The organism is Ancylomarina subtilis (genome assembly GCF_004217115.1).
In the GTDB taxonomy this organism is placed as follows: domain Bacteria; phylum Bacteroidota; class Bacteroidia; order Bacteroidales; family Marinifilaceae; genus Ancylomarina; species Ancylomarina subtilis.
Genome location: NZ_SHKN01000001.1, coordinates 364,000 through 377,258 on the forward strand (window position 1 = coordinate 364,000; position 13,259 = coordinate 377,258).

Consider the following 13,259-nt stretch of genomic DNA (forward strand, 5'->3'; position numbering starts at 1 on the left):
ATGAATTGAATCTCATAAAAAACAGGATGTAAAGAGGTCTTTTCATGTTGAAATAAACAATCGTTATTTACAATAGCCATCTCTTAATAAAATACTGTTTTTCGACATGTTATTTTCTTTGTGTAAGTGCTTGTTATTATGCGGAAGCCGATTATTTTTGTCGCCGATTTTAAACATCTCTAAACATTGCAGATACTGGAATGTTTAGTTACTAAAAACAACACTAAGAATGGCTTTTATTACTAAAGAAAAATTTTTGTCAAACGAATGGCTTTCTGCCTACGCTTACCTTATTGTAGGTAGTATCATTTTTGCTGTTTCTGACATTTTGTTTGTAGTTCCCTACAAACTGGCACCTGGAGGTGTTTATGGTATTGCTACGGTTTTAAACACTTTGTTTAGCTGGAAAATTAGTTATTGTACTTTTGCCATGGAGATTCCGTTGGTTATAATTGGTACAATTATTTTGGGTCCACGATTCGGAATTAAGACAATTGTAAGTATCGCTACGATTCTGATTACAGTGTGGTTCATGGAAACTTACGTTTCAGTTGGTTATCCTAAGGTCATTCTTGATCCAATGTTGAACAGTATTGTAGCTGGTGTATTTTATGGTATCTCAATTGGTTTGATCTTTAAGTCGCGTGCGACTTCAGGGGGGTCTGATATTGTCGCCATGATTTTAGCTAAGTTTACTAAAATGTCATTGGGGAAACTGGTTATGATTGTTGATGGTATTATTGTTTTGTTTACACTTGTTCAGCCAACAGAAACAGGTGCAATTGGATGGGAATTTGCCATTTATTCACTAATTATTATTTATATCGAAGGTAAAATTATCGATATGGTTGTAAGTGGAGCTAGTTACCACAAAACTGTGATGATTGTTTCTGATCACTTTGAATCAATAGCTGACAAAATTAAGAATGATCTTAAGCGTGGTGCTACGATTTTTCAAGGAACAGGAGCTTACTCAGGTGAGGAAAGAAAAATGGTTTATTCTGTAATGAGCCGTCGTGAGCTTGAGATTCTGAAACTACACATCAAGGAAGTAGATCCAGAAGCGTTTGTTAATGTGACTGAGGCTAATGAAATTATTGGAAAAGGATTCCAATCGTTGAATGATGAAGATGCGGGACATTAGACTCGTTATAATATTTCAGAAAATGGCGACCAATAAGGTCGCCATTTTTGTTATCCAATAGAATCAGTTTAAGCATTTCGGTTATTCAGGTAAACCATAAGTTTCAATTACATAATCAAGATCTTTATCACCTCTACCACTTAGATTAACCAATATAGATTGTTTTGGATTGGACTTAGCTAACTTTATAGCATAAGCTATGGCATGTGCCGACTCAAGAGCTGGAATAATACCTTCCAATCGACTTAATTCAAAAAAGGCGTCAATACATTCCTGATCATTGATATGATGATATTCTGCTCGTTCTAAATCTTTAAGCATAGAGTGCTCGGGTCCAACACCAGGGTAGTCCAAACCACTGGCAACAGAATAGACAGGAGCCGGTTCACCAGCCTCATCTTGCAACATATAGCATTTGAAACCATGAATAACACCTGGTTTGCCAAGAGTCAGTGTTGCAGCATGTTTTCCTTCTTTATCTATGCCATGTCCTGCAGGTTCTACGCCATGAAGTTTAACGTTTTTATCATCAATAAAAGCAGAGAATATGCCCATAGCATTACTGCCACCACCTACACAAGCAACAATATTGTCGGGTAATTCACCTGTCATTTCTTCAAATTGATCGCGGGCTTCAATTCCCACAACACGTTGGAATTCGCGAACCATCATGGGGAAGGGGTGTGGACCAACGACAGAGCCAATACAGTAGATGGTATTGACTGGATCTTGAAGGTAGGCCTGAAATGCAGAATCAACAGCTTCCTTCAGCGTTTTTAATCCATGACTTACAGGGACGACGGTCGCACCAAGTATTTTCATGCGCATGACATTGGGATGTTCTTTTGCAATATCAACTTCTCCCATATGAATTTCACACTCCAATCCAAAGTAAGCAGCAGCTGTGGCTAAGGCAACCCCGTGTTGGCCTGCACCCGTTTCTGCAATAAGCTTCTTTTTCCCCATATATTTTGCCAATAAAGCTTCACCCATGCAGTGGTTTAATTTATGGGCACCGGAATGGTTTAGGTCTTCACGCTTTAAGTAGATGCGTCCGCCGTATTTTTCTGATAAACGGTTACAATAATACACTGGTGTTGGACGCCCCTGAAAGTGCTTTCGGATGCTTCTGAGTTCCGAAATAAATTCATGCGATTTACTAATTGAGTAATAGGCTTCGTTTATGCGTTTCATTTCCTCTTCGAGGGCTGGAGGAATAAAGCTGCCGCCAAATTCACCGAAATAACCTTTTTCGTTAGGGTAATTTTTAAAATAGTTTTGAAATGTCATGGTATTTTGATTTAATAATTAGAATTCTACAATTGGGTGTAAAAAAAAAGACCTGCGAGAAGCAGGCCTTTTTAGTATATGAATTATGTGTATATGGCTAACCCTTCTCGATATGATTTATTGAGAAGTTCCACCAAAAATTATTTTGTGTCATATTTGTTTTCATGCAACAATGTTATCGCATTTTTTATTTATAAACAAGTGTTGTCCGAAAAAAAGTCTGAATGAGATTGAATTCCAGCGCTAGTATTCGTATCTTAAAGAGTTGATTTTTCAGAGTTTAAGATTTAATTCTAAGAAAGAAAAGAATTTGTTTGCTTAAGTTTGAATTTGGAGAGGAAAATATAAAGATGATAAGAAAATATAAGGACAGTGATATTGATGCAATATTGGAGGTTTGGTATCAGGCTTCACGAATGGCTCATCCATTTCTAGATGCTGATTTTATGGGAATGGAGAAGCGGAAGATTCGGGATGTTTATATTCCCAATACCACAACCTGGGTTTACGAAAAAGATGATGTCATTTTGGGATTCATTTCCATGATGGGAAATGAAGTGGGGGCTATTTTTGTCAGACCCGATATGCATGGAAAGGGGATAGGTCGTAAACTGATGGATTATGTCGCAACTTTTTTCGATGTGATGGAAGTTGAGGTCTTTGAAAGGAATAGAGTCGGAAGGGCTTTCTACGATAAATATGGATTTAAACTTGTTGAGACGTATATACATAAAGAAACAAGTAACAAATTGCTTCGTTTGAAATATCGAAAATAGGGCTTAGAATGTATGGTCAGTTTGTCTCATATCTTTATAAGAATTTTTATTTAAATCGACTGATTAAGTCTGGTTATGCTATCGGGTAATGATTATCTTTGGTAACAAAATAAAATTTTAATCAGAGAATAAGATGATATTGAAGAACAGCATTTTTTTGTTTTTAGCATTACTATTGATAAGTTGTAGTAAGAGTGACGGTCCAATTGAATATGGGATTGAAACTGAAGCAACTTATACGGTTACATTTAAGATGAATTGGAATAGCACCGATTTTCCAAAGGATTATCCTTCCAATGCTCACTTCTCTCCTTTAATTGGTTGGTCTCACCCATCAACAAGTGGTTTTTTTAAAGTAGAGTCAGCAGCTTCAGAAGGAATTGAAGCGATGGCTGAAACGGGCGCAACTGATCTTTTACAAACTGAATTGGAAACCAAAATCGCGAATAACGAAGGTTTGGCCTTTGTTGTGGGAGAGGGATTAGCAAGTGGTACCGGTGAAATAAAAGTTGAAATAGCTGTTAATGCAGAAAACCCATCTATAAGTTTGGTGTCGATGCTTGCACCGAGTCCGGACTGGTATGTGGCTGCGCTTAATGTGAATTTGTATGATGGAAGCCACTTTGCAGCCACTAAAACGATAACAGCCAAGGTTTACGATGCAGGAACCGATAGCGGAATTACATTTGCATCGGATGATCTTAATACAGATCCTCAGGGAACAATCTTGTTATTTGTGGCTGATCCTTTGGGAGATGGGACTGATTTGTTAGCTGATATTGCAACGGTGACTTTTACTAAGAACTAGTTTTAGTTTATTCGTAATTCTTTGGGTGAGTAAAAAAGCTTTAAAGTATCTGGTAACAACCAATCATTTTTAGATAAATATGTTTTAATAGAATATAAAAATTGATGTAATGAGCTACTATTTTAATAAGGTTTTGAAAACAAAGAATTTTGATGAAGCTGTTGAGCAGGTAACTGATGAATTGAAAAAAGAAGGTTTTGGTGTTTTAACTCAGATTGATGTTAAAGCAACGCTTAAAAAGAAAATTGACGCTGATTTTAAGAAATATGTGATTTTGGGCGCATGTAATCCGCACTATGCTCACAAAGCTCTTCAGAGGGAAGATAAGATCGGTGTATTTCTGCCTTGTAATGTTATTGTCGAGGAACATGAAAGTGGAGATGTTGAAGTCTCAGCTGTTGATCCTATTGCATCAATGGCAAAAGTAGAGAATGATAGTTTAGGTGAAATTGCTGTTGAAATCCAACATAAACTAAAGCTTGTTATTGAAAATTTAAAGTAGTTAAGTCTTTTAAACAAACAACGCCCAATCATACGATTGGGCGTTGTTTGTTTACTAGCTTCCCATCAATGAGAAGATGGCAAGGGCATATAGATAGAATCTTAGAAATCGAAATAGTCCGAACATGAGATATTTTTTGAAGTCATAATTAATGATGCCTGAGGCTATACTAACCATAGAAAAAGGTATTGGAAGTAGCGCTCCTACAATAATTAGAAAACCACCCCATTTTCGAATATTACTAATGTGTTTTGCCATTTTGGATTTCATGGCAGCTTGAACTTTGGGAATGGTAAGTATACTTTTCCCGATAAAATAAGAAACACAACCTCCTAAATAGGATAATAGGGCTAATAATGACAGGTACATAAATGGATTATCCAGGGTCTTAACCCATGCAATAAATAGTTCAGGAGGAATTAAACCTAGAAATGATTCAGAGGCAAAAAACAGAGAAAACAGACTGACTGAGGAATAGTTTTCTGTTATAAATTCAAAAAAATACTTGAAATCGATGACAAATTTGTCGAGTATAAAAAGCCCGCTTATAACCAGGATAAATGGCAGAATTGCTTTCCTGATATTTTCCCAAATAAAAGAATAGAATCCTGTATAGGCATAATATTGATGAATGAGTTGAAGTTTATTTTTTCGATTCTTATGTGTGGATTGTGATCTCATTATTTTCTCTTTTGTAAAAATTGATGTTGTGAAATGTAAGTCCAGAGAAAGAAGGACTTACTGGTGTTCTTACACATTAAAGCACAGAGCTCTATATATGGGATGATGCCCATAGTCGCTTATAGGAGATTAATCAGAACCTGGATTTAATTGATAAAGCCAATCGTCCAATAATCTTAAATCATAGTTCAGTATTACTTTATTTTAGGAGGAGGTAAAATGATAATATTAGGCCGGCTGAAGATTAGCACTTGGCTACAAAAAGTGGCTGGAACTTTTGATGTGAAATACTTAATGGGTTTTAAGTAGGGTGAAGTTCCCCATGAATCACATTCCTCAGTTTCATCATCAAAGGAAGTTTGATCTGTATCAGAAATAGGGGTGCTCAAATGCTCTTTTTGTTGAAATTCCATTACCATATTAAGTACGGTAGGTCCTCCAACAAGAAGTAAAACAATTAGTATAAGACGAATGCTAAATTTCTTCATATTCTTTTCTGATCACGTAAATGTAAATAAAAAAAGGACCCGAGAAATACTGTGTGAGAGTCGGATCAGGTTTCACATAGGTGAATAATATTATAGGCTCCTCTTAAGTGTTGATATATAGTTGATTATGATGTGAAAGGGTAGTTGTTAAATTATTTTAATAGCCTAAAATGTAGGGTTTTCCCCCATCTGATTTAGGACTTGTCCTGTTTTCTCGAGATGCTTGAGCGCATACATTTGTCACATAAAAATTGTGATATGCAAACAGAGAAAGTTGACCGATCTATAAAGAAGAAATCGAACATTTTGATTTTAGCTGACTATTCAGAAGGGAATAGGGCAGCTATTCATTTTGCAATGCGATATCTCTACCGCCCGGGGTCGTTGATTTATTTTATTCAAACATGGGAAAAACCCAATTTTGGTTCTTCTATGGTTCGCGATTTGTCCCCCATGCTTGAAAGTATAGCTAAGAGTGAACTGGAAGGTTTGAAAATGCACTTGCAAGAACGATACTCTATGCCTGATGATCAAATTTGCCTGATAACCTATGAGGGAAATTTGTCCGCTTTTTTCAAAACGGAACAGTATCAATCTATGGAATGGCAAGTTGTATTAGGATCTCGTAATTATGAAAGTCTATTTACAAGCAAGGATAGAATGACAGAACTGGTAGATCAGGTGTCACAGGATTTGTTTGTATTATCCGGATTTGAGAATGATTATGCTATATCCGAAATTTTTATTCTTGCAGATACACCTACAATGGCTTCTCCCAATTTATCACTGCTAAAAAAAATAGCTATTAGTGAGAATCCCAATGTTAATGTTTGTTTGTCTCGGTTATATGGATCACCGGAAGATAAAGAACTGAGGCAGCAGGCAATAATTGATAGTTGTAAAGGAGCCAGATTGACCTTTTCGCAGGTTGATCATAGTGTTAGTCAGAAAGAATTGAAGGCGTTTTCGAGGGGTGGAAAAAGTAAGTTAATTATTCTGGAAAGGAACCCCAAAAGGAGATTACAAAGTGGACTTAATGCCTGTTTGGATTCTTGGTTATTGAAAAGTAAAGGTATTCGTATTTGAAATTATTAGTGAGATTGCTATGAAAGATATTAAACTGGAACGTATTCTGGTACCTGTAAGTTTGAGTGGAGATGGCGAAGATGCTTTGAAGCAAGCTGTCTTTTTCAAGAAAAAAATGGGATCTAAAGTGACATTGATTCATGTAACACCAGCAGCTTCAAATTTAAAGAGCCTGGTTCAAACTGAACTCAATAAACGTCTACAGGCAAGGGCTATGGTAAGGTTGATCCGATTTGCTAAAATTCAATTTAGGGGTAGGATTCCTGACTATGTGAATTTGAGAGTTGAAATTGGTCAGCACGTTTCAAAAATAATTGAAATTGCCAATAAAGAGAGTTACGATCTGGTCATTATTCGAAAAAACGAACGAATAGAGGGGCTTGTTGGAAAACTTAAAAAACATAGTGCGGATAAAATTGTTCAGGAAATTAATTGTCCTGTTTTGTCGGTAAAAGACCGATGGACATACAGAGGTGTTCGAAATATTTTGGTTCCAATTGATGTCAGACGTCAATCGAGAGATTTATTGAATTGGTCCGTTTATTTAGGAAAGAAATTAAATGCAAAAATCACCTTAATTTCAGTATTAAGTGTGAAGATTGAACTTGAAAAGAGTTTAGCTTATAAAAAGGCCAAATTGCTTGAACGTTCAATTCGTGCAGAAGGCATCATTTGTGAAGCCAGAATATTTGAAAATGAGGGCGAGGACAAAATAGAGAGCCTTTTGCAATATGCCAAGCATGAAAAGGCAGACTTGGTATTGGCGCAAGGTGCACAGGAAGTTTTGTTTGGTGATTCAGAGTCAGAGAATTTTACGTCCAGATTGTTGCATGATTCAATAAAGCCGGTTTTAAGGTTAGAGTCCCTTAGGTCTAGCTACCTAAAAGGCTTATTAGGTGCTCAGATACCTCTTAAGTTGAAGTCAGAACGACCTGTGTCAGATTTGATTGAGCTTGAATCATAAGGGATTGAAACTATCATAAAGGTCAATTAACCGAAGTAATGGTATGCGATAGTTTGGGGTAAATCGCTGTTATTGATCATGGGGGAGACTTCCTTTATTTGTAAAAGGAAGCTTTCCCTATTTTGGTTTTAAAAAATCTTTTTAAAATAGGATTAGAGCTGATTAATAATTGTAATTTTGTTTAGAGTCGTGTAAAATACAATCCTAAGAATTTTAATAAATGCTTTCAAAAAAGAACTTTCGTATAAAACAAAAGGTTATTTCCATTTTGCTATTATTTAGCATTTTTGCCTTTGCCGGGATTATATACACCTTTCGAATTAGTTCAATAATAGATGCCAGGCATATCAAGTTGGTTGAGTATTCTGAGAATGTAGAGGTTGAAGTTTTTAATGGTAGGATTCAGATGGATAACGTTCTGATTCAGAAAGATAGCTTGGCTTATGTTGGAATTAGAAAGAGTTTTGATCAGGCTATTTTATATGTTAATCGATTGGCCGATATTGCTAATAAAACGAAAAGGGATGTACCCGACAGTAATCAGATTTTTGAACAAAAGTTGTCCGAAACGAAAGAGTCGATAGAGCATTTGGATCAACTAATTATGTCGGGACATTATCTTAAGCAGCAAAGTTTGGATAGTACCATGTTGAGGGCTTATCTTAATTTTAATCGCATATTTACTGAGTATGAAAAAACCCTTCAGAATTATATCAATGAGAGCAATTCAAGGCTTAAAAAAAAGATATTCCTTCTGCTGGGAGCTATCTTTATTATTCTATTGGTGAGTTTGTTGCTTATAGCCAGATTAATGGATTCCCTGGTGAAAGCGGATAGACAAATTCTCAGCAATACCATGGATGTGGAACAAAGAGAACGACGACGAATTGCCATGGATTTACACGATGGTTTAGGTGCAATTCTTTCGAGTGTGGGCATGTATAGTAAAATTCTCCAGAAAGAACTCGATGATAATAAGCAAGCCGGTGAAAAGCTGAAACATATCACAAATTTGTCTAATCAAGCCTTACAGGCAGTTGGTGAGATTATTAATAATTTGAATCCTTCTATCCTGAATCGGTATAATATTGTTGAATCATTGGAGAGGTTATGTTCCAAAATGAACAGTATTGGGGAAATGAAAGTTGAATTTGATAGCCGTGAATTTTCTGGTGAAATGACCAAGAGTAAGGAGGTGATGCTTTATCGCATTTCAGGCGAATTATTAAATAATAGTTTGAAACATGCCAATGCTGATCATGCCAGAATTCAGCTTTCTCGAATTCGGGGTCATGTGATTCTTTCGTATCATGACAATGGTATTGGTTTTGAAATAAGTAAATTAGCCATGCATGGTAATGATAAAATGGGACTATCGAATATTATTGAACGGGTTGAGTCTATAGGAGGGCATTGTGTTCTGGAGAGCTCGCCGGGGAATGGTTTTACGATAAGAATCGAATTTAATTAGGGGAATTTTAAAGAGCAATAAGATGGAAAAGATAAAGATAGTTTTGGTAGACGATCATAAGATTTTTAGAGATGGGTTTCGTCTTTTGTTGCAGAGTTTCCCTTATGTAGAGATTATTGGGGAGGCATCAAATGGACAGGAATTTCTCGATTTACTAAAAACACAGGTCCCCGAAATTGTCTTTATGGATATTAATATGCCTCAGGTTGATGGGGTTGAGGCCAGTAGACGAGCCGTTGAGCAATTCCCTGATATCAAGATTATTGCTCTTACGACCTTTCTCGATGAGGATTATCTTGAACAAATGCTTATGGCAGGGGTAGAGGCTTATATGCTTAAGAATTCGGAATTGGATGAATTTGAAAAAGCGATTATGAAAGTTCATTCAGGTGGGAATTATTTCTCGGATGAAATTGTTAGCCTGTTATCGGATAAACTGAATCGTTTTAGAAAACGTAAGAAGGAACAAGCTGTTTTACCCGTATTCACCGAGAGAGAAAAGGAGATAATTGATTTGATTTGTAAAGGCTATGGTAATAAGGAAATTGCTGAGAAAACATTTTTAAGTACCAAAACCGTTGAAAAGCATAAGAGTAGTCTTTTTCAAAAAACCAATACGTTCAATACGGTTAATTTGGTCATTTATGCCTTCAAGAATCAGATTGTAAATCTGTAATGAGGAATTCATTATATTTTTATAGTGAGGAAGCAATTTTTAAGCAGGCTTGCTTTGAAAAGGCCTTTCGAAGTAGGGGTTTCCCCCTTTCGAAAGTTCGTTTAGCCTAGTAATTTTGCCGTGTACAGAGTGAGCATCCTTTTTATTTATCTCACGAAACAATTTGAAATTTCATCAAGTTACACTGTATAGAAAACTGATTTTGACTAAAAAAGAATAATAATGATACAATTTTTAAAAAAGAAGTTACCTCTCGATCGAATAAAAGATCCACTCGTTGAATTTGTTAAACTTGAAGCATTTGGAGGGATTGTTTTAATGACTTTCACTCTTTTGGCCTTGGGTCTGGCAAACTCAATTTTTGGAGATGCTTTTATAGCCCATTGGGAGAAGTATTTTGGGGTACATTTTGGCGACTGGGAGCTGAGTAAAACATTAATTCATTGGATTAATGATGGCTTGATGGCTATTTTCTTCTTTGTTGTAGGACTGGAAATAAAAAGGGAAATGTTAACCGGAGGGTTATCTTCGTTAAAAAATGCAACCCTTCCCATTTTTGCAGCTGTAGGTGGTATGTTGATACCTGCACTCATTTATGTTTTCTTTAATAGAGAAGGTGTAGGCACTCATGGTTGGGGAATCCCCATGGCTACTGATATTGCTTTTGCCTTGGGTATTTTGATTCTACTGGGTGATAGAATTCCAGTTTCCTTGAAACTTCTCTTAACTTCAATTGCAATTGTTGACGATATAGGTGCTGTTATTGTGATTGCTTTGTTTTACACTTCTGAGATCGATTGGATGTATCTGATTTATGGAGGAGGGATATATGCGCTATTATGGGGGTTAAACATGTTGAAAATAAGAAGTATACCCGTTTATTTATTACTGGGGCTTTTGCTCTGGTACGTTTTATTAAAATCAGGTGTGCATGCTACTTTAGCGGGTATCCTTTTGGCATTAACGATTCCTGCTCGCGCCAATTGCAATGTAATTGAATTTGTCAAGTCAGGCACTTCGTTGCTAACACAGATGAGTAAAATTCCAGATAAGAGTACTGTTGCTGAGAAGGATAAGCATGTTCAGTCTTCGATTGAAACAATAGAGGACAATTGCAAGGAGGTTATTTCTCCGTTGCAGCGTTTGGAGCATGCACTGCATCCTTGGGTAGCTTATTTTATTGTGCCTTTATTTGCTTTCGCTAATGCAGGTATTTTTATCGATCATCAACTTTTAAATCAGGTTTTCGAACCCATATCTTTAGGAATTATATTGGGGCTTTTTCTAGGTAAACCTCTTGGTATATATCTTTTTGCCTTTGTGGGGGTTCGTTTGGGCTTTGCTCAGAAACCGATTGATGTCTGTTGGACACAAATCTTAGGAATTGGTTTCTTGGGTGGAATTGGTTTTACCATGTCATTTTTTGTGTCACAATTAGCCTTTAGCGATGCTGCTGTATTGAGTCTTGCTAAAGTAGCTGTTCTGATTGCTTCAGTGCTGTCAGGGGTAATCGGCTTTTTAATTCTAAAATACTTTTCTAACAATCAAACGAATTAATTTCAGATCAAGTTTAGTTTTTCAAGTTTAGTTTGTGGGCCGGGACGTCAGTTTCGGCCCTTGTTATATGAATAAATGTAAAAAGAGTAAAAAATAAAAGTGAACGTTCATTCATTTTTAAAATATTTCTCTATATTTGTATCGGTAAAGACAAAGAGATGTATTAAAAAATAAATAAAGATTAATGAAGAATCGTTTAAGTAAGATATGGGTGGCTGTGAGAATTCTATTTGCCATTTTCATGATAATGGGTGGGGTGCAGCATTTTCTAAAGCCAGACTTCTATTTGCCATTTGTTCCAGGATTTTTACCATTTCCAATGGCGATAATATACCTATCGGGTTTAGTTGAAATTTTGTTGGGAGCTTTACTTATTTTTTCAAGATATGCTAAGATTGCATCTTTGGGAATATTTATTCTGATGCTTGTGTTCTTGCCGATTCATCTTTGGGATGTGTTTGCTGATGCACCTGCAATAGGGAGTCATAAGGCCGCACTTATTCGTTTACCCGTACAATTCCTTTTTATGGCAATAGCCTGGAAAATTTATCAAGTCTCAACAAAGAAACAATTATAAAGCATGGCAACACGAGTAAAAAGTATGGATAAGCGAAATGCCTTATTAAAAGCCACTTTAAGCTTGGTGAATAATAATGGTTTTCATGATGCGCCCATGTCTAAAATAGCCAAGATGGCTAAGGTTTCACCCGCAACCATTTATATTTATTTCGAAAACAAGCAAGATTTGATCAATCAGCTATACATGGAGGTTAAAATGGCCTTTACACAATATGCTTTTAAAGGGTATCGTCCTGAGATGCCTGTGAAGAAAGCTTTCGATCATATTTGGCACAATATAGCAGACTACAAACTTAAAGAAGTTGAAGAAGCCTGGTTTCTATCCCAGTGTGATAACACCATCATGATTGATGAGACTAGTAGAGAGGAAGGTTTGAAACAATTGCAACCTCTTCTTGATTTATGGGAAAGAGGCCAGAAGGAGGGAATTATCAAAAAGATGTCACCCTATTTATTATATGCCTATACCATTTATCCTTTGGCTTTTTTAATGAATAATCAAAAACGGGGGTATTATCAGTTGGATGATAAGAGCCTGGAACAAGCTTTGCAGGCGGCCTGGGATAGTATTCGAATTTAATGGATTGAATAATGGGAAAAACAGCAATTATATTAGGCGCCACCGGGCTGACAGGAAAGCTGCTCTTGAATCGTTTACTGGCCGATGAAAGCTATGAAACGGTTAAAGTGTTTTCACGAAGAGCTATGGGATTAGAACATCCTAAATTGGATGAGTATGTAGGCGATCTTTTTAAACTTGAACATTTTCAGTCCAATTTTACGGGGGACGAACTGTTCTGTTGTATAGGAACCACAGCTAAGAAAACCAGTGATAAAGCCATCTATAAGCAGATTGATTATGGTATCCCTGTTGCAGCTGCAAAACTTTGTAAGCAGAATGGTATTGAAAATTTCACAGTTGTATCTGCCTTAGGGGCAAATGCCAAAAGTTCGGTTTTTTACAACAGAACCAAGGGGGAGATGGAAGAAGAGGTTTTGAAACAGAAGATACAGCACACTTATATACTAAGACCTTCCTTAATTATTGGGCATCGAAATGAGAAGCGATTGGGTGAAGCCATTGCTTCGTGTTTTATGAATTTGATTCAGGTGTTTTTGGTAGGTAGATATAGAAAATATAGAGCTATTGAAGCAGAAACAATTGCTTCTGCGATGCATCAGTTGAATCAAACGAAACCTGAAGATCAGATTTTTGAATCAGACCGGATATAGGAAT

General features: G+C 36.3%; 15 protein-coding genes. 12 read left to right on the plus strand and 3 right to left on the minus strand.

Features of this window, described 5'->3' with window-relative positions; translation table 11 throughout:
• Positions 1-229 precede the first annotated feature (229 nt).
• On the plus strand, positions 230-1,144 hold the full coding sequence (locus EV201_RS01515) for a YitT family protein (protein ID WP_130305633.1): 915 nt from the start codon (positions 230-232) through the stop codon (positions 1,142-1,144).
• 81 nt (positions 1,145-1,225) lie between these two features.
• Here EV201_RS01515 and trpB read toward each other — a convergent pair whose 3' ends face one another.
• A complete protein-coding gene (trpB, locus tag EV201_RS01520) occupies positions 1,226-2,434 on the minus strand; it encodes a tryptophan synthase subunit beta (RefSeq protein ID WP_130305634.1) in 1,209 nt (402 codons plus the stop codon).
• Between the two features lie 350 nt (positions 2,435-2,784).
• Here trpB and EV201_RS01525 point away from each other — a divergent pair, with 350 nt between their 5' ends.
• The 3 genes from EV201_RS01525 to EV201_RS01535 all read left to right on the plus strand — a co-directional run bounded on the left by EV201_RS01525 (position 2,785) and on the right by EV201_RS01535 (position 4,520).
• Positions 2,785-3,210, plus strand: coding sequence for an N-acetyltransferase (locus EV201_RS01525; RefSeq protein WP_130305635.1), 426 nt, complete (start codon positions 2,785-2,787; stop codon positions 3,208-3,210).
• 133 nt (positions 3,211-3,343) lie between these two features.
• A complete protein-coding gene (locus EV201_RS01530; RefSeq protein ID WP_130305636.1) occupies positions 3,344-4,018 on the plus strand; it encodes a spondin domain-containing protein in 675 nt (224 codons plus the stop codon).
• Positions 4,019-4,127: 109 nt separating this feature from the next.
• On the plus strand, positions 4,128-4,520 hold the full coding sequence (locus EV201_RS01535) for a DUF302 domain-containing protein (RefSeq protein WP_130305637.1): 393 nt from the start codon (positions 4,128-4,130) through the stop codon (positions 4,518-4,520).
• 54 nt (positions 4,521-4,574) lie between these two features.
• Here the strand turns inward: EV201_RS01535 and EV201_RS01540 are convergent, their stop codons facing one another.
• A complete protein-coding gene (locus EV201_RS01540; RefSeq protein WP_130305638.1) occupies positions 4,575-5,201 on the minus strand; it encodes a YqaA family protein in 627 nt (208 codons plus the stop codon).
• Between the two features lie 194 nt (positions 5,202-5,395).
• Positions 5,396-5,689 carry a hypothetical protein gene (locus EV201_RS01545; RefSeq protein ID WP_130305639.1) on the minus strand — a complete coding sequence of 98 codons (294 nt, stop codon included), beginning with the start codon at positions 5,687-5,689 and terminating at the stop codon, positions 5,396-5,398.
• A 258-nt stretch (positions 5,690-5,947) separates the two neighbouring features.
• Here EV201_RS01545 and EV201_RS01550 point away from each other — a divergent pair, with 258 nt between their 5' ends.
• The 8 genes from EV201_RS01550 to EV201_RS01585 all read left to right on the plus strand — a co-directional run bounded on the left by EV201_RS01550 (position 5,948) and on the right by EV201_RS01585 (position 13,255).
• The gene (locus EV201_RS01550; RefSeq protein ID WP_130305640.1) at positions 5,948-6,775 is read left to right on the plus strand and encodes an adenine nucleotide alpha hydrolase family protein; all 828 of its coding nucleotides are present in this window, start codon (positions 5,948-5,950) and stop codon (positions 6,773-6,775) included.
• A 19-nt stretch (positions 6,776-6,794) separates the two neighbouring features.
• Positions 6,795-7,739 carry a universal stress protein gene (locus EV201_RS01555; RefSeq protein WP_130305641.1) on the plus strand — a complete coding sequence of 315 codons (945 nt, stop codon included), beginning with the start codon at positions 6,795-6,797 and terminating at the stop codon, positions 7,737-7,739.
• Positions 7,740-7,959: 220 nt separating this feature from the next.
• Positions 7,960-9,210 carry a sensor histidine kinase gene (locus EV201_RS01560; protein WP_130305642.1) on the plus strand — a complete coding sequence of 417 codons (1,251 nt, stop codon included), beginning with the start codon at positions 7,960-7,962 and terminating at the stop codon, positions 9,208-9,210.
• A gap of 22 nt (positions 9,211-9,232) precedes the next feature.
• Positions 9,233-9,886 carry a response regulator transcription factor gene (locus EV201_RS01565; protein ID WP_130305643.1) on the plus strand — a complete coding sequence of 218 codons (654 nt, stop codon included), beginning with the start codon at positions 9,233-9,235 and terminating at the stop codon, positions 9,884-9,886.
• A 222-nt stretch (positions 9,887-10,108) separates the two neighbouring features.
• The gene (nhaA, locus tag EV201_RS01570) at positions 10,109-11,443 is read left to right on the plus strand and encodes a Na+/H+ antiporter NhaA (RefSeq protein ID WP_130305644.1); all 1,335 of its coding nucleotides are present in this window, start codon (positions 10,109-10,111) and stop codon (positions 11,441-11,443) included.
• A gap of 184 nt (positions 11,444-11,627) precedes the next feature.
• Complete coding sequence (locus EV201_RS01575) at positions 11,628-12,020, plus strand: DoxX family protein (protein ID WP_130305645.1); 393 nt, start codon at positions 11,628-11,630, stop codon at positions 12,018-12,020.
• Positions 12,021-12,023: 3 nt separating this feature from the next.
• Positions 12,024-12,602: a TetR/AcrR family transcriptional regulator gene (locus EV201_RS01580; RefSeq protein WP_130305646.1), complete on the plus strand. Its 579-nt coding sequence runs from the start codon at positions 12,024-12,026 to the stop codon at positions 12,600-12,602.
• Positions 12,603-12,613: 11 nt separating this feature from the next.
• Positions 12,614-13,255: an NAD(P)H-binding protein gene (locus EV201_RS01585; protein WP_130305647.1), complete on the plus strand. Its 642-nt coding sequence runs from the start codon at positions 12,614-12,616 to the stop codon at positions 13,253-13,255.
• Positions 13,256-13,259: the final 4 nt, after the last annotated feature.